Source organism: Palleronia rufa (assembly GCF_000743715.1).
Taxonomy (GTDB): Bacteria; Pseudomonadota; Alphaproteobacteria; order Rhodobacterales; family Rhodobacteraceae; genus Palleronia; species Palleronia rufa.
Map to the genome: position 1 here is coordinate 1 of NZ_JQEY01000009.1, position 15,766 is coordinate 15,766.

Annotated in this window: 14 protein-coding genes; 10 read left to right on the forward strand and 4 right to left on the reverse strand. The window is 67.8% G+C overall.

Annotated features, from left to right (window positions below):
* Positions 1–828: 828 nt before the first annotated feature.
* Entirely contained in the window at positions 829–2,277 is a 1,449-nt protein-coding gene (guaB, locus tag KW83_RS12135) for an IMP dehydrogenase (protein WP_036179058.1), read from the reverse strand.
* A gap of 298 nt (positions 2,278–2,575) precedes the next feature.
* Between guaB and KW83_RS12140 the strand changes: the two genes are divergently transcribed.
* From KW83_RS12140 to KW83_RS12185, 10 genes are all read left to right on the forward strand, one after another.
* Positions 2,576–3,589 (forward strand): C4-dicarboxylate TRAP transporter substrate-binding protein, encoded by a 1,014-nt coding sequence (locus tag KW83_RS12140; protein ID WP_036179069.1) that lies wholly within the window; start codon positions 2,576–2,578, stop codon positions 3,587–3,589.
* 54 nt (positions 3,590–3,643) lie between these two features.
* Positions 3,644–4,273, forward strand: coding sequence for a TRAP transporter small permease subunit (locus KW83_RS12145; RefSeq protein ID WP_036179073.1), 630 nt, complete (start codon positions 3,644–3,646; stop codon positions 4,271–4,273).
* Positions 4,270–5,670, forward strand: a complete 1,401-nt coding sequence (locus KW83_RS12150) for a TRAP transporter large permease (RefSeq protein WP_036179076.1) — start codon at positions 4,270–4,272, stop codon at positions 5,668–5,670. Before KW83_RS12145 ends, KW83_RS12150 begins: the two co-directional genes overlap by 4 nt.
* Positions 5,671–5,917: 247 nt before the next feature.
* The gene (locus KW83_RS12155; RefSeq protein WP_036179079.1) at positions 5,918–6,391 is read left to right on the forward strand and encodes an SspB family protein; all 474 of its coding nucleotides are present in this window, start codon (positions 5,918–5,920) and stop codon (positions 6,389–6,391) included.
* Between the two features lie 96 nt (positions 6,392–6,487).
* A complete protein-coding gene (gene fumC, locus KW83_RS12160) occupies positions 6,488–7,882 on the forward strand; it encodes a class II fumarate hydratase (RefSeq protein ID WP_036179082.1) in 1,395 nt (464 codons plus the stop codon).
* Between the two features lie 162 nt (positions 7,883–8,044).
* Entirely contained in the window at positions 8,045–8,221 is a 177-nt protein-coding gene (locus KW83_RS12165) for a DUF4169 family protein (RefSeq protein WP_036179083.1), read from the forward strand.
* Positions 8,218–8,436, forward strand: a complete 219-nt coding sequence (locus KW83_RS12170) for a ribbon-helix-helix domain-containing protein (RefSeq protein WP_036179086.1) — start codon at positions 8,218–8,220, stop codon at positions 8,434–8,436. Before KW83_RS12165 ends, KW83_RS12170 begins: the two co-directional genes overlap by 4 nt.
* A gap of 63 nt (positions 8,437–8,499) precedes the next feature.
* Positions 8,500–9,900, forward strand: a complete 1,401-nt coding sequence (gene rimK, locus KW83_RS12175; RefSeq protein ID WP_036179089.1) for a 30S ribosomal protein S6--L-glutamate ligase — start codon at positions 8,500–8,502, stop codon at positions 9,898–9,900.
* 281 nt (positions 9,901–10,181) lie between these two features.
* Positions 10,182–11,885, forward strand: coding sequence for a mechanosensitive ion channel family protein (locus tag KW83_RS12180; protein WP_161785493.1), 1,704 nt, complete (start codon positions 10,182–10,184; stop codon positions 11,883–11,885).
* Between the two features lie 74 nt (positions 11,886–11,959).
* Positions 11,960–12,319, forward strand: a complete 360-nt coding sequence (locus tag KW83_RS12185) for an SUF system Fe-S cluster assembly protein (protein ID WP_036179097.1) — start codon at positions 11,960–11,962, stop codon at positions 12,317–12,319.
* Positions 12,320–12,835: 516 nt separating this feature from the next.
* On the opposite strand, the gene KW83_RS19980 is transcribed toward KW83_RS12185, so the two are convergent.
* From KW83_RS19980 to prfA, 3 genes are all read right to left on the reverse strand, one after another.
* On the reverse strand, positions 12,836–13,624 hold the full coding sequence (locus tag KW83_RS19980; RefSeq protein WP_036179098.1) for a DUF4167 domain-containing protein: 789 nt from the start codon (positions 13,622–13,624) through the stop codon (positions 12,836–12,838).
* A 227-nt stretch (positions 13,625–13,851) separates the two neighbouring features.
* Complete coding sequence (prmC, locus tag KW83_RS12195; protein ID WP_036179100.1) at positions 13,852–14,688, reverse strand: peptide chain release factor N(5)-glutamine methyltransferase; 837 nt, start codon at positions 14,686–14,688, stop codon at positions 13,852–13,854.
* Entirely contained in the window at positions 14,685–15,740 is a 1,056-nt protein-coding gene (prfA, locus tag KW83_RS12200) for a peptide chain release factor 1 (RefSeq protein ID WP_036179101.1), read from the reverse strand. The genes prmC and prfA overlap by 4 nt, the downstream gene beginning before the upstream one ends.
* Positions 15,741–15,766: the final 26 nt, after the last annotated feature.

The following is a 15,766-nucleotide window of genomic DNA, read 5'->3' on the forward strand; positions in this document are numbered from 1 at the left end:
GCCCGGAATGGCGCTCGATGTCCTGCAAGGGCAGCCGCGCGGACGGCCGGGCCGAGGCGCGCCGCGGATGACCGCCGCGGCCCCCGACGGMTCCRCGCGTTGCCTGGCGCCCCGACGGCTCCGGCGCACGGCCTGCGGCSCTCGCGRCCGTGGACGACGCCGCCGCCGCGCTGGCAACCGTCCGGGCCGCGCCCGACGCCGCCCGTGAACGGGACGTTCGACGCCCCCGAAACACCCCGTTCACCCCGCCCGCCACACCGCCCGAGGAGCACCGGCGCGCGCACCGATCCCGACGGCCGCGCCGGATCGACATAGGACCCGGACCCGCGCGCCTTCATCAACGACCGGATCGACCACATGACGTTCGCGCAGGTCGCAAACGCCGTGGCCGAACACTTCCCGCCTGACCGCCGCGTCGGCCGGTCGGCAATCCACGCCTGGTGGAAGCTCCGGCGAAAAACGACACCTCTATCCTGACCTTATCCGACGTCACACCATTCCGGATAGGAGCCGGACTTCCGGTCTCTTCCGGTGACAAACCCGGTGAAAGCACACAGTACGGCTGGGTAGGCGCCCCCCCCGCGCCCTGTCCCCTGTTTTTCCGAAGGGGGGCGGTCGGCTGAGGGGAAAGACGCTTTCTCCGGACAGCCGTTCGGTGGATCGGTCCGGGCAACGGTATCGTGCACCGCGGAACTGCCCCGAGCGCACGGACCGCCATAACGCGGGTTGCGTGCCCAACCGTGTCGGCTTGCGCCGAGCGCCGATCCCGTACATCGGCGGTCCGCGAAGATGAGGCCGCACAGGGTTCGGCGCCGAAACCCCGCGGCCCTATCCCATCCTGTAGTTCGGCGATTCCCGGACGATCTGGACGTCGTGGACGTGACTTTCCATCAGCCCCGCGTTCGTGATCCGCACGAAGCGGCATCCGGTCCGCATCCGCTCCACCGTCGCGCAGCCGGTATAGCCCATCGCGGCCCGCAGCCCGCCGACAAGCTGATGGATCACCGCTCCGGCCGCGCCCTTGTAGGGCACCTGGCCCTCGATCCCCTCCGGCACCAGCTTGTCAGACGCCGCGTCCTTCTGAAAATAGCGGTCCGCGGACCCCCGCGCCATGGCACCCAGAGATCCCATCCCGCGATAGGATTTGTACGACCGTCCTTGGTACAGGATCACCTCTCCCGGGCTTTCGTCCGTCCCGGCCAGCATCGAGCCGACCATGCACGAGGACGCCCCGGCGGCGATGGCCTTGGCGAAGTCGCCGGAGAACTTGATGCCGCCGTCGGCGATCACCGGAACGTCCCCCGCGCCCGCCACCGCGTCCATGATCGCGGTCAGCTGCGGCACGCCCACGCCCGCCACCATCCGCGTCGTGCAGATGGAGCCAGGCCCGATCCCGACCTTGATCGCATCCGCCCCGGCGTCGATCAGCGCCCGCGCGCCGTCCGAGGTGGCCACGTTGCCGGCGATGATCTGAACCTCGTTCGAGATCCGCTTGGCCCGCCGGACGGCCTCGGCGACGCCCTCGGAGTGACCGTGCGCCGTGTCGATCACCACGATGTCGCAGCCCGCATCCACCAGAGCCTCCGACCGCTCGAACCCGGCATCGCCGACGGTGGTCGCAGCCGCGACGCGCAAACGGCCCAGCGGATCCTTGCAGGCGGCGGGGTTCAGCACCGCCTGTTCGCTGTCCTTCAGGGTCAACAGCCCGGTCAGCTTGCCCTGCCGGTCCGTGACCAGCAGTTTCTCGATCCGCCGGGCCTTCATCAGGGTCTTGGCCTCGTCCAGATCGGCGGGTTCGGTCAGGATCGCCAGATTGTCCCGCGTCATCATCGCAGAGACCGGCGTGTCGGCGTCGCTGGCGAACCGCATGTCGCGGTTGGTGACGATGCCCACGACGCGCCCCGCGCCGTCCACCACCGGAAAGCCGGTGACGCGGAACCGCTCTTGCAGAGCCTTCGCGTCGGCTAGGGTCTGCGTTTCCGTCAGGGTGATCGGCTTGTAGACCACCCCGCTCTCGAACCGCTTCACGCGGCGCACCTCATCGGACTGCTCCTGGACGGACAGGTTGCGGTGGATGACGCCGATGCCGCCGGCCTGGGCCATGGCGATGGCCATGCGCGCCTCCGTTACCGTGTCCATGGCCGAGCTCAGCAGCGGAACGTTGAGAGAGATCGCCCTGGTCGCCCGCGTTCGCGTGTCCGCGGTGGAGGGCAGCACGCTGGAGGCGGCCGGCTGGAGGAGCACATCGTCGAACGTGAAGGCCTCGCGAATCTCCATGGGGGTCTCCTTGGGAGGCATCGTTTGGCGCGTCCCTATCTCATGGGGCGGCCTGGAAGGAAAGCGGTCTCTGGCGTGCCCGCCGGCCGGATCCATGCGGAATTCCGCACGTTCCGGCGGATCTGCCCGCGCGTCTGCGCCGGGCAACCCAAGACAAAACACGGTTGTTCAAGGGGTTCGGGCGGAAAGCTGCGGCGCCCTGCCGGAATGCTGTTGCGGCAAGCGCGACTCTGGTCATCATGGCCCGCAGTGAGAATCGATCTGCCACGGGCAAGATCCGCATCGGGAGGACTACACAATGACCAATCTGACGGGCCGCCTGGCCCTGTGCGCCTTTGCCACCGCCTTCGCCACCGAAGCCGTCGCCGTGGAATGGAACGCCTCGCTCTGGGGCAAGCGCCGGGCCTTTACCGAGCATGTCGAGAAGATCGCCGAGCTGGTGGAGGAAAAGACCGACGGCGCGTTCACCATCAACATCTCCTACGGCGGGCTGTCGAAGAACACCGAGAACCTGGACGGGATCTCCATCGGCGCGTTCGAGATGGCGCAGTTCTGTGCCGGCTATCACGCCGACAAGAACCGCGCGATCACCGTTCTGGAACTGCCGTTCCTGGGCGTCGAGACGCTGGAGCAGGAGGTCGCCGTGTCCAATGCCGTCTATGCCAACCCTGCCGTGGCCAAGGAAATGGAGCAATGGAACGCCAAGCTGCTCATGCCGTCGCCGATGCCGCAGTACAACATCGTCGGCACCGGTGAGCCCCGGGACGAGCTGAGCGAGTTCGATGGGATGCGGGTGCGCGCCACCGGAGGTCTGGGCGACGCCTTCGCCGCCGTGGGCGCGGTGCCGACATCGATGACGGCCACCGAAGTCTACCAGGCCATGCAGTCGGGCGTCATAGACACCGCCGCCTTCGCCCAGCACGCGCATCTGAGCTACGGCACCATCAACGAGGCCGACTGGTGGACCGCGAACCTCAACCCCGGGACGGTGAACTGCCCGGTGGTGGTGAACATCGACGCCTACGAGTCGCTGTCGCCGGAAAACAAGGAGGCACTGGACAGCTCCGTGGACGAGGCGATCGACTACTACCTGGCCAATTACGCGAAACTGCTGGCGCGCTGGGATGAGATCCTGGCCGAAAAGGAGGTCCAGAAGGTCGAGATCGCAGAAGGGGAGCTGCAGAAGTTCCGCGACGCCACCGATGGCGTCCACAAGGCCTGGATCGAGGAGGCGACCGCCAGCGGCCTTCCGGGTCAGGAGCTCTATGACCTGGTGACCAAGACCATCGAAGACAGCAAGAACGGAAGCTGATCCATCCGCCGGGGCGTCCGCCGCCCCGGCGCATCCGACGACGAGGGGAACGCGATGGCCGGCGCCGCATCCGTACTGGAAGACGACAGCGCGATCTCGCGCTTGGATCGGCGGTTGTGCCGCATCGAGAGGGTACTGGCCCTGACCTCCGGCATCGCCGTATTCGGCCTGATGGTGATGGCCGTCGTCTCGGTCTCAGGTCGGCAGTTTTTCAATCGGCCGCTGTCGGGATATGTCGACTGGATCGAGCTGGCCATGCCGTTCATCGCATTTCTCGGCGTGTCCTACCTCATGCGCACCGGCGGCCATATCCGCATGGATATCGTCGTCGGGCAACTGTCCGGACGGGCGCTCTGGCTGGCCGAATTCGTGACCACGCTCTGCGTCCTTGTCCTTATCGTGCTGCTGATCTGGGGCAGTTGGGCGCATTTCGACCGCAGCTTCGACTTCGCGGCCACCAACTGGAGCCGCGATTCCACCATCGACATCGGACTGCCGATCTGGCCGGCCAAGCTGGTGGTGCCGTTGTCCTTCGCGCTGCTGGCGCTGCGGCTGATGCTGCAGCTCTGGGCCTATGGGCGCGCGTTCGTCCGGGGTGACGAAAGCCCCGTCGCCGTGCCCCTGATCATGTCCGCGGCAGAGATCGCACGGGCAGAGGCCGACGCATTGGAGGAGCGCTCTTGAGCACGATCGACATCGGGCTCTGGGTCACCGGCGGTCTGTTGCTGCTGGTGGTGCTGGGGATGCGCGTCGGGTTCGCCGCGGCGTTCGCCGGCCTGGTCGGGCTGATCTGGGTGTTCTGGGACAAGAAGGGCTATGCGCCCGAAGAATTCGGCTGGGCGATCACCGTCGCCGTCAAGACCGCGGGCCAGATCCCGCAGGGCAAGGTCGCCAGCCAGGCCCTGTCGCTGATCCCGACCTTCGTGCTGATCGGGTTTCTGGCCTATTACGCGGGACTGACCAAGGCGATGTTCGAAGCCGCCAAGTGCTGGTTCGCGTGGGTGCCGGGCGGGCTGGCGGTCTCGACCGTGTTCGCCACCGCCGGTTTCGCGGCCGTGTCGGGCGCGTCGGTCGCCACCGCGGCAGTCTTTGCCCGCATCGCCATACCGGAGATGCTGAAGATCGGCTACGACAAGCGCTTCGCCGCCGGCGTGGTGGCGGCGGGCGGCACGCTCGCCTCGCTCATCCCCCCTTCTGCGATCCTGGTGATCTACGCCATCATCGTCGAGCAGGACGTGGGAATGCTGCTGCTGGCGGGATTCATCCCCGGGGTCGTGTCCGCGCTCATCTACGCCGTTCTCATCGTCGGCCTTGCGCTCACCATCAAGGGCTTCGGGCCGCCGGTCTCGGGGTTCACCTGGCGCGAGCGTTTCGCCGCCCTCCCCCCGGCGCTGCCGATCCTTGCGGTGGTCGTGGTCATCATCTTCTTCGTCTACAACCCGTTCGGGGGGTCGGCCTGGGGCACCCCCACCGAAGGCGGTGCGGTCGGCGCGTTCATCGTATTCCTCATGGCGCTCTGGCGGGGGATGCGCTGGACCGAACTGAAGGAGGCGCTGATCGAGACGGCCAAGCTCAGCGTGATGATCTTCACCATCATCTGGGGCGTGCTGATCTACGTCCGCTTCCTGGGATTCGCCGACCTTCCGGGCGCGTTCTCCGACTGGATCACCGGACTGGACCAACCGCCGCTGATGACGCTGGTCCTGATCCTGCTGGCCTATGCGGTCCTGGGGATGTTCATGGACGCGATCGGGATGCTGCTGCTGACGCTGCCGGTGGTCTATCCGGCGGTCATGGCGCTCAACGGCGGGGTGGACGTGACGGCCGCGGACTCGGCGTTCGGGATGAACGGCACCATGGCCGCGATCTGGTTCGGCATCCTGGTGGTGAAGATGGCGGAGTTCTGCCTTATCACCCCGCCCATCGGGCTGAACTGCTTCGTCGTCGCGGGGGTTCACCCGGACATATCCGTCCAGGACGTGTTCAAGGGGGTCACCCCGTTTTTCATCGCCGACGCGATCACCATCGCCACGCTGGTCGCCTTCCCGTCCATCGTGCTGTGGTTGCCGAGCCTCGCCTGAGAGGCCCGGCAACACTTTCGGGCGCGACACAAACCACTCTGAACCCGGCGGCCGCCGAATCCGGCGGGCACCGACATGCGCCACGCCCTCATTCTCGCGCCGATCTGGGACCAAACCGGGAACGAACCGCGGCAGCGTTGAGACAAGCATAGACATCTTGTCCTTACGTCCGCCGAAGGCCGGGTCTTTCCATTCCGCCCGGAAGGCTGCATGGTCGGAACGGGCGCACCTTCCGGATGAGACGTTCATGGACCGCACGATCGACTACGGAAACCTGATGCACGCCGCCATGCGCGGCCTGATCCGCAAGGTCCTGTCGGACGTACAGGCCAAGGGCCTGCCGGGCGAGCACCACTTCTTCATCACCTTCGACACCATGCACCCGGACGTTGAGATCGCCGACTGGCTGTCCGACCGCTACCCGGGAGAGATGACGGTGGTGATGCAGCACTGGTACGACAACCTGGACGTCGGCACCGACGGGTTCTCGGTCACGCTGAACTTCGGCGACAGTCCCGAACCGCTCTATATCCCCTTCGACGCGCTCCGGACCTTCGTGGACCCGTCCGTCGAATTCGGCCTGCACTTCAAAAGCCAGGATGGCGACGCCCCGGCCGCCCAGATGATCGAGATCGACGACGAGGATCCGATGTCGGACACGGCACCCGACGCCGGGAAGAAGGACGCAGAGATCGTCTCCCTCGACAAGTTCCGCAAGTAGATCCGTGTCGGCGGAGGGCGCCCGGTGGACAGGCTCCGCGCAGCGTGCCAAATCCCCGGCGACGGGCCATAGGCCTCATACGACAGGGACGACAGCATGACCGACACCCGCACAGAGACCGACAGCTTCGGCCCGCTCGAGGTTCCCGCAGACAAGTACTGGGGCGCGCAGACCCAGAGGTCGATCCTGAACTTCCCGATCGGCTGGGAACGGCAGCCCGTCGCCATCGTCCGCGCCCTGGGTGTCATCAAGAAGGCCTGCGCCCAGGCCAACAGGGACAGCGGCAAGCTGGACGCGCGTCTTGCCGACGCGATCGTCGAGGCGGCGGATGAGGTCATCTCCGGCAGGCTGGACGACAACTTTCCGCTGGTGGTGTGGCAGACCGGCTCCGGCACCCAGTCCAACATGAACGCCAACGAGGTGATCGCCAACCGCGCGATCGAGATCCTTGGCGGGCAGGTCGGCTCCAAGGATCCGGTTCACCCGAACGATCACTGCAACATGGGCCAGTCCTCCAACGACACCTTTCCCACGGCCATGCACATCGCCGCCGCGACGACGGTGCGCGACACCCTCCTGCCCGGCCTGACCATGCTGGCCGATGAGCTGGAGGCCAAGGCGGAGGCCTTCGCCGACATCATCAAGATCGGCCGCACCCACACCCAGGACGCCACGCCGCTGACCTTGGGACAGGAGTTTTCGGGCTACGCGCAGCAGGTCAGGAACGGAATCCACCGGATCGAGCTGGCGCTGCCGGGGCTCCACGAATTGGCGCAGGGCGGCACGGCGGTCGGCACCGGACTCAACACGACGAAAGGCTGGGCCGAGGACGTGGCCGCGCGCATGGCGACGATCACCGGCCTGCCCTTCGTCACCGCGCCGAACAAGTTCGAGGCGCTCGCCGCCCATGACGCCATGGTGTTCATGCACGGCGCCATCAAGACCACGGCCATGGCCTGCTACAAGATCGCCAACGACATGCGCCTTCTGGGATCCGGCCCGCGCTCTGGCCTGGGAGAGCTGATCCTGCCGGAGAACGAGCCCGGCAGCTCGATCATGCCCGGCAAGGTCAACCCCACGCAGGCAGAGGCGATGACCCAGGTCTGCGCGCATATCCTGGGCAACGACGCCGCAATCTCATTCGCGGGATCGCAGGGTCAGTTCGAGCTGAACGTCTACAACCCCATGATGGCCTACAACCTGCTGCAATCCATGACGCTTCTGGGCCAGGCCGCAGACAGCTTCACCACCCGGATGCTGAAGGACACCAAGGCCAACGAGGAGAGGATCGGCAAGCTGATGCGCGAGAGCCTGATGCTGGTGACGGCGCTGGCGCCGACCATCGGCTACGACAACGCCACCAAGGTCGCCAAGACCGCGCACAGGAACGGCACCACGCTGCGCGAGGAGGCCGTGGCACTCGGCTTCGTCGACGAAGAGACATTCGACAAGGTCGTCCGCCCGGAGGACATGATCGGCCCCCGGGACTGACGGGCGGCCCGGCGCCCGGCGGGCGGGCGGTCTGGACACGGTCGCCCGGAAAGGGGACCATCGAGCGCCGACGGGACCTGCGGCCCGGTCTGCCCTTGGGACCGACCCGGGGGGCGGAACACCACGACAAGCCGCGACCCTCTTGCCAAAGCGGAGAATACCATGAGCGGACCGATCAATCTCAACCACGTCCGCAAGGCCCGCGCCAGGGAGCAGGCGCGCAAGCAGGCCGACGCGAACGCCGCGGCCCACGGCCTCAGCCGCGCAGAGCGCGACCGCGCCGAGGCGCAGGTCCGCAAGATCCGCGCCGCGCTGGACGCGCACAAGCGAGAGCCGTGACCGGACGCCCGCAGAAACGCTCCCTCACGCTCAAGGGCCATCGCACCAGCGTATCGCTGGAGGACGCATTCTGGGCAGAGTTCCGCCGCATCGCCGCCGCGGAGGGCCGCCCGATCAACGCCCTTGCCGCAGAGATCGACGCCGCCCGCGCGCCCGGTGTCGGCCTTGCCTCCGCCATCCGCGTCTTCGTTCTGGAACGGGCGCGGCGGACCTGATCGTGTCTTTGCATCCCGCCAGTCCCCGTGCCAAACGGTGCATGGCCGCAAGGGAGGAATGTCATGAGCGAACCGCTGCGTCTGGGCTGGGAGGAATGGCTGTCCCTGCCGGATCTGGGGCTGCCCGCGCTCAAGGCGAAGGTGGATACCGGCGCGCGGACCTCCGCCCTGCACGCCTTCGAGATCGAGCCCTTCGGCCCCGCCTCCGCGCCGAAAGTGCGGTTCATGATGTATCCGGTGCCGTCGCGCCCCGATCTTGCGATCCCCTGCTCCGCCCCCGTCAAGGACCGGCGAGAGGTCACGTCCTCCAACGGCGAAAGCGAGCTGCGCTACGTCATAGAGACCCGCATGAAGATGGGCGACAGCATCTGGCCCGTGGAGGTGACGCTGACCGATCGCGGCGCCATGGCCTACCGGATGCTGCTGGGCCGCACCGCGATCCCGGAGGATGCGGTCATCGCACCGCAGGAAAGCTTCTGCCAGCCGCAGATCGGCTATGACGCCTATTCCTCGACCCGCGGGCGCGACCCCGGTCCTGTCCGCGCCCTTCGCATCGCCGTTCTCAGCCGCGAGCCCGACGCCTATTCCACCCGCCGCATGGTGGAAGAGGGCGAGCGGCGCGGCCATGTGGTCGAGGTGATCGACACGCTGCGCTGCTACATGACGTTGAACCCGCTGGCGCCGGAAATCCACTACGACGGCCAGCGCCTGCCCCGCTTCGACGCGGTGATCCCGCGTATCGGAGCCTCGATCACCCCCTACGGCACCGCCATCGTCCGCCAGTTCGAAACCATCGGCACGTTCTGCCTGAACGGCAGCGCCGGAATCACCGCCAGCCGCGACAAGCTCCACGCCCATCAGGTGCTGGCCCGCAAGAAGATCGGCATGCCCCAGACCGCCTTCGCCTCTTCGCCCAAGGATACGGCCAACCTGATGAACCTGGCCGGCCCCCCCCCGGTCATCGTGAAACTCCTGGAATCGACCCATGGGCGCGGTGTGGTGCTGGCAGAGACCAAGAAGGCCGCCGAAAGCGTCATCACCGCCTTCCGCGGCCTGCAGGCGGATTTCCTGGTCCAGCAATTCGTCAAGGAGGCCGCCGGAGAGGACATCCGCTGCATCGTCATGGACGGCCGCGTGGAGGCCGCGATAAAGCGCACCGCCGCACCGGGAGAGTTCCGGTCGAACCTGCACATGGGCGGTACGGCCAAACGGGTAAAGATCACCCGGACCGAGCGCGACACGGCCCAGCGCGCCGCCCGCGCCTTCGGGCTGGGGTTCGCGGGCGTGGACCTCTTGCGGTCCGAGACCGGCCCCAAGGTGCTGGAGGTCAACTCCTCCCCCGGTCTGGAGGGCGCCGAGGCGGCCTCGGGAAAGAACCTCGCCGCGGCGCTTTGCGAGATGATCGAGAAGCGCGCCCGCCCTGCCCCGGTCCGCAAGCCCCGGGCCCGCAGCGCCGCCGAATAACCGCCCCGCCCCGTCCGTGCGGTCGCCTCCGACCGGACGGCGCCCCCCGGTCCGCCGGCATGCCGCACGCGGCCAGTGCGTCGCGGTGCATGGCGCCGCTGCGCGGAAGCCGGGGTTGAGGGGTTGCGCCCATGGTCCGCCTCACTCTGCCCGTACACGCACATCCGGTGCCCGACTGTCCGGCCGGGCCGCACCGCCTGACCTCTGCTCCCTCCCCCGCCGAACCCTGCGCGACCCCCTTAGCAGACGGCCCCGTCCGAATAGCGCGGGACACATACACCATGTGCCCCATATTGGCGGTCATGATGGGTTTGCGCTTTCTGATCTTCGTTGTCGCCCTCGCCCTCGCCGTCCCGGCGGCGGCTCAGGACCAATCCGGCCCGCCCGGAACCTGGTTCCCGGTCGAGGCTTTGAACACCGGGCTGGGTCCGCTTCCCGACGACATGAGCATCCGGACGCCGCAGGGCGCCGTGGAAAGTTTTCTGGACGCCATCGCCGATGATCGGCCCGAGGACGCGGCCCACGTTCTGGACCTGTCGGAGATCCCGCCCGATGCGCAGGCCGCGCGCGGAGCGGAACTGGCCACCAAGTTCGCTGTCGTGCTGAAGCGGCGGGCGATCCTGTCCTACAGCGCGCTTCTGGAACGGCCGGACGCGCTTGACGCGGCCCAAAGCAGTTCGGCCGCCTTGGCTGGCGAGCCGCGCCGTTCGCTCCTGATCGGCATCCTAGAGAAGGGCGACAGTGAGGCCGCCATCCGCCTGAACCGCATCCGCCCCGGGGACGGCGATCCGGTCTGGGTGTTCTCGCGCCGGACGGTAAGCCAGATCCCCGCGCTCTACGCACTTTACGGTCCGTCTCGTTTCGAACAGGCCCTTCCGAATTGGCTGGTCCAAAAGACGATCCTCGGAACCCGGGTGTTCGAGACCATCGGCCTGCCGATTACCCTGATACTTGCCGGATTCGCCGGTCGGATCACCTTCCTGCTATTCCGCAGCCTTGCCCGCAGGGCCAGCGGATACTGGTCCCGCACCGCGCTCCGCGCGATCCGCTGGCCTTCGATCCTGATCGTAACCACCACCGTGGTCCTCGTCGCCGCACTGAAGATCTTCACCGTCTCGGGCACCGTCGCGTCGATTCTGACGCCAGTGACGCTGATCGGCTACGTGGTCGCGGTGATGCTGTTCGCCATGACGCTGCTCGACACCGCGCTCGACCGGATCGTGACATTCGACGCGGACAACCTTGCCGATCCCGACAATTCCACCGTCCGCGCCCAGGCGACGCTCATGACAGGCGCGCGACGCGTCCTCATGGTCGGCGGAGTCCTGATCGGTACCGGAATCGTGCTCGCCTCGGCGAACGTGTTCCGCTCTCTGGGCTTCTCGCTTCTGGCCTCTGCCGGCGCGGTCACGTTGATCGTCGGTTTTGCGGCCCAGCATATCCTGGGCAATATCCTGGCATCCTTGCAGATCTCTCTGAACCGTTCGGCGCGGATTGGCGATCAGATCATTTTCGAAGGCCAGTTCTGCACTGTCGAGCGCATCCATTTTACCTATGTCCAGCTCAAGAAATGGAACGCGAACCGGCTCGTGGTTCCGGTGAGCTACTTCCTGTCGGACACGTTCGAAAGCTGGTCGCTTGTCGACGCGAGCATGATCTGCAGCGCAGAGATCACGCTTGCCCAGCGCGCCGACATCGACGCCCTGCGCGACCGCTTCATGACGATCTGCAAAGAGGATGAGTTCGTGACCGATCGCAGCGGCTGCACGGTCGTGATCCTCAGCCAGGACGCCTTCGGGATCGTCGCGCGTTTCCAGTTCCCGGTCGATGACCCCAACCAGACATGGGCGACCGAATGCCGTGTCCGAGAGGCGATCCTGACCGCCGCGCAGGCGCTGGAGGAGGAAACGGGGAACCCCGTATTGCCTCAGGGATCGCTGGACGACATGGACGGGGCCCCGGGCGCATCCGTCTCGGCCGGGTAGACGACGGCGCCGCGAATCCCTATCTAAACACTCAGCCTTGTCGAACGGGTTCGACCAAAAGCGGGAAACGCCAGATGTCTCAGACCGACCAGCTGGAGGGGACGCCGCTGATCCAGCCTTCCTCCACCGACCATCCTCTGCACGAGCGGATCGTAGAAGCGTGCCGCACGGTCTACGACCCGGAAATCCCTGTGAATATCTACGACCTCGGTTTGGTCTACACGATAGAGATCAATGAGGCGAACGAGGTCGGCATCACCATGACCCTGACGGCACCGGGCTGTCCGGTGGCCGGGGAGATGCCGGGCTGGCTGGCCGAGGCGGTCGAACCCGTCGAGGGGGTCAGCCAGGTCGATGTACAGATCACCTGGGATCCGCCCTGGGGCATGGACATGATGTCGGATGAGGCACGTCTGGAACTGGGCTTCATGTAGCAGGGTCCGACGCCGGGCAAATCTACGGTCACATGGTTCCCTGGTACGACGCGGGATGCGACGCAGCAGACCTTTCAGCGGCGTTTCCGGAACCTCGATGGAATTCTCTGTGGCCGTCGCACCGGTGTGTCCCGTGCGTGGCGCACGATCCGCCGCTCTCTCTCGGGCGGCAACACGCGGGCGCGACGTTTCCTGCCCCGCTGCCCGGATGTAGAGCAGCACCGGCTGTTCCTTGATCCGATGGTCCGGCCGAGGATCGCAGGGGCGCTCCGCCATGCGCGCAAGTCGGCCCGCCGCCAGGTATAAATGCCGGTGCGCGTCGAAAATCTCGGAAAACGTCCCGGTCCTTGAGACCAAGCGGGCGAGCCGACCCAAGACGCGGGACTTTTCCGGCCCGTCCGTACCACGCAATCCACGCCGAAACGCCCGGCCTCCCTGCCGCGCGCCGTCGCGTCGTTCCCGTTCGGTCTGGGACCGGACAGCCGTTCGGCGCTGTCCCCCGCGCCGGAACCAGGCCTATTCGGCGGCCTGGGTCCGTCCGTCGCCGTCGTCCTTGCTGCCGTCCGTGTCGTCGCCGTCGCCGTCGCTTGACGCATCCGGTTTTGCCCTGGGCGACCGGCGCCGCCGCGACGGGCTCTCCGGTGTCTCGACAAGGATGTCGTCGGTGTCGTCTGAGGTGTCGATCACGTCGTCGTCGCGCTTTTTCGCCGGCGCGCGGCGGGGGCGCTTCGGCGGTCCGGCCGGAGCCTCCGACTCGGTCTCCGCGCCCTGCATGGGACCGTCGCCGACAGAGCGCCCGCGGCCGCGGGCCTGCCGCCCGCGTCCGTCACCGGCGTCGTCCTGACCGGGCCGCGCATCTCTGCCGCGACCGCCCTGATCCCCGGCGCCGCCGCCAGAGCCGTCCTGGCCGGAGCGGGGCCGATTGTCCCCGTCGCCGCGCCCTTGTCCGTCAGAGCCGTCCTGCGCAGAGGGGCCATCGTGCTGACCTGACTGCTGCCCGCCCTGCTGGCGGTCGCGGTTCTGGTTGTCGTGCTGGTCGCGCCGCTGATCCATCTCACGCTGCGCCTCGGCCAGCATCCGCGTGTAGTGCTCGGCGTGCTGGGCAAAGTTCTCTGCCGCCACGCGGTCGTTGGAAAGCTGCGCATCGCGGGTCAGCTGGTTGTACTTGTCGATGATCTGCTGCGGCGTGCCGCGCACCTTGCCCTCCGGACCGGAGCTGTCGAAGACCCGGTTGACGATATTGCCGCCGGATGAGGGACGGTTGCGGCTGCTCTTTGACCGCGAGCGTTTGTTGGAAGATCGCATGTCGGAGTATGTTCCGGGTTTTGTCGTGGCTAATGACAGCCCCTTGCCGCCTCGGCCCGCAGGGTGTGCGACCGTTCGGCAGGGCATGTTCTGGCAGTGCCTGAGGTGAGCGCCCGACTGGCGTTTCACCCTCTGCACCTACCGTGAGACCATGTGTTCCCATGTTTGGCAAGCCGATTCGTGGCAATTGTCGGCATTTCGGCGCAGATCGGCGCGCGGGGCGCTTTTCAGGCTGCGGGCGGACCCGGCCAGAGGCCCGCCACGACCCGGTCCCGGCCGTCCAGATCCGGGTGGACCGCCACTTCGGCGAAGCCGGCCCGCGCCAGGATCGCCGCCACGGCCCGGCCCTGCGTCCAGCCGATCTCGACCAGGCAGCGGCCGCCGGGAGACAGCAGGCCCGGCACCCCCGCCGCGATGGCCTGATAGGCCAGCAGCCCGTCATCCCCGGGTGTGAGCGCCATGGCCGGATCGTGGTCGCGGACCTCCGGCGGCAGGTCCGCCATCTCGTCCCCGGCGATATAGGGGGGATTCGACACCACCAGGTCGAACGGTCCCGCCAGCCCGGCCGTCCAGTCGGCCCTCTGGAACGCGGCGCGGTCGCCGACCCCGGCGCGCCGCGCATTGTCCCGTGCCACGGCCAGCGCGCCGTCCGACAGGTCCGTCCCCAGCCCGGTGGCGGCCCGCCGCTCAGACAGAAGGCTGACCAGGATGCAGCCCGAACCGGTGCCCAGGTCGAGCACCCTTTCGAACGGATCCTCCAGCGCCAGGGCGACCAGCGTCTCCGTCTCCGGGCGGGGGTCGAGCACCTCCGGCGTGATGCGGAACACATGCGTCCAGAAGGCGCGCCGGCCAAGGATGCGCGCGACCGGTTCGCCGCCCCGGCGCCGGGCCAGCAGCGCGTCGTAGCGCGCCAGCAGCGCCGGGCTCACGTCCGCGTCCGCCAGCCGGTGCAGCCCGTCGCCGGGCAGGCCCGCGGCATGGGCCAGCAGCAGCCGCGCGTCCCGCACCGCCGCGGATCCCGGCAGCGCCGCCCGGCCCCGCGCCAGCGCCATGCGGACGCTCATGCGCCCAGATCGGCCAGCCGCGCGGCCTGATCCTCTGACACCAGCGCGTCCACCACCTCGGCCAGGTCGCCCTGCATCACCTGGTCCAGCCTGTAGAGCGTCAGGTTGATCCTGTGGTCCGTCAGCCGGCCCTGCGGAAAATTGTAGGTCCGGATCCGTTCGGACCGGTCGCCGGAGCCGACCTGCGCCTTGCGCGTGTCGGCGCGTTCGGTCGCCGCGCGGCTGCGCTCCATGTCGAAGAGCCGCGCGCGCAGCACCTGCATGGCGATCTCGCGGTTGCGGTGCTGGGATTTCTCGGAACTGGTCACGACCAGCCCGGTGGGCAGATGGGTGATCCGGACGGCGGAATCGGTGGTGTTGACGTGCTGCCCACCGGCCCCGCTGGCGCGCATCGTGTCGATTCGGATGTCGTTCGCGTCGATGGCCACGTCCACGTCCTCGGCCTCCGGCAGCACCGCCACGGTCGCGGCCGAGGTGTGGATCCGCCCGCCCGATTCGGTCGCCGGCACCCGCTGGACCCGGTGCACGCCGGATTCGAACTTCATCCGCGCGAAGACGCCGTCGCCGCGGATGTTGGCCACCAGTTCGCGCAGGCCGCCCAGCTCGCTCATCTGCTGCTCGATCACCTCGAACCGCCAGCCCTGCCGTTCCGCGAACCGCTGGTACATGCGCATCAGATCGGCTGCGAAAAGCGCCGCCTCCTCGCCGCCCGTGCCGGGCCGGATTTCCAGGATCGCGGGCCGCGCATCGGCAGCGTCGCGGGGCAGAAGCGCCAGCCGCAGCCGCTCTTCCATCTCCTCCAGGCGGTCGCGCAGGCGCGGCAGCTCGTCCTCTGCCAGGGCGCGCATCTCCGGATCGGCCAGCATCGCCTCGGTCGCGGCGATCTCTTCGGTGAGGCTTTGCCAGTCCCGCGCCACGGCGACCACGGGGCGAAGCTCTGCGTATTCGCGGCCAAGCTGGGCCAGGTCGCGCGCGTCGCCGCCCTCCGCCATGGCGGCCTCGAGATACTCGAAACGTTCGGTGATCTGATGCAGGCGGTCGGTGGGGATCATCGCGGCTTCCTTGCCCGAACGCGCGC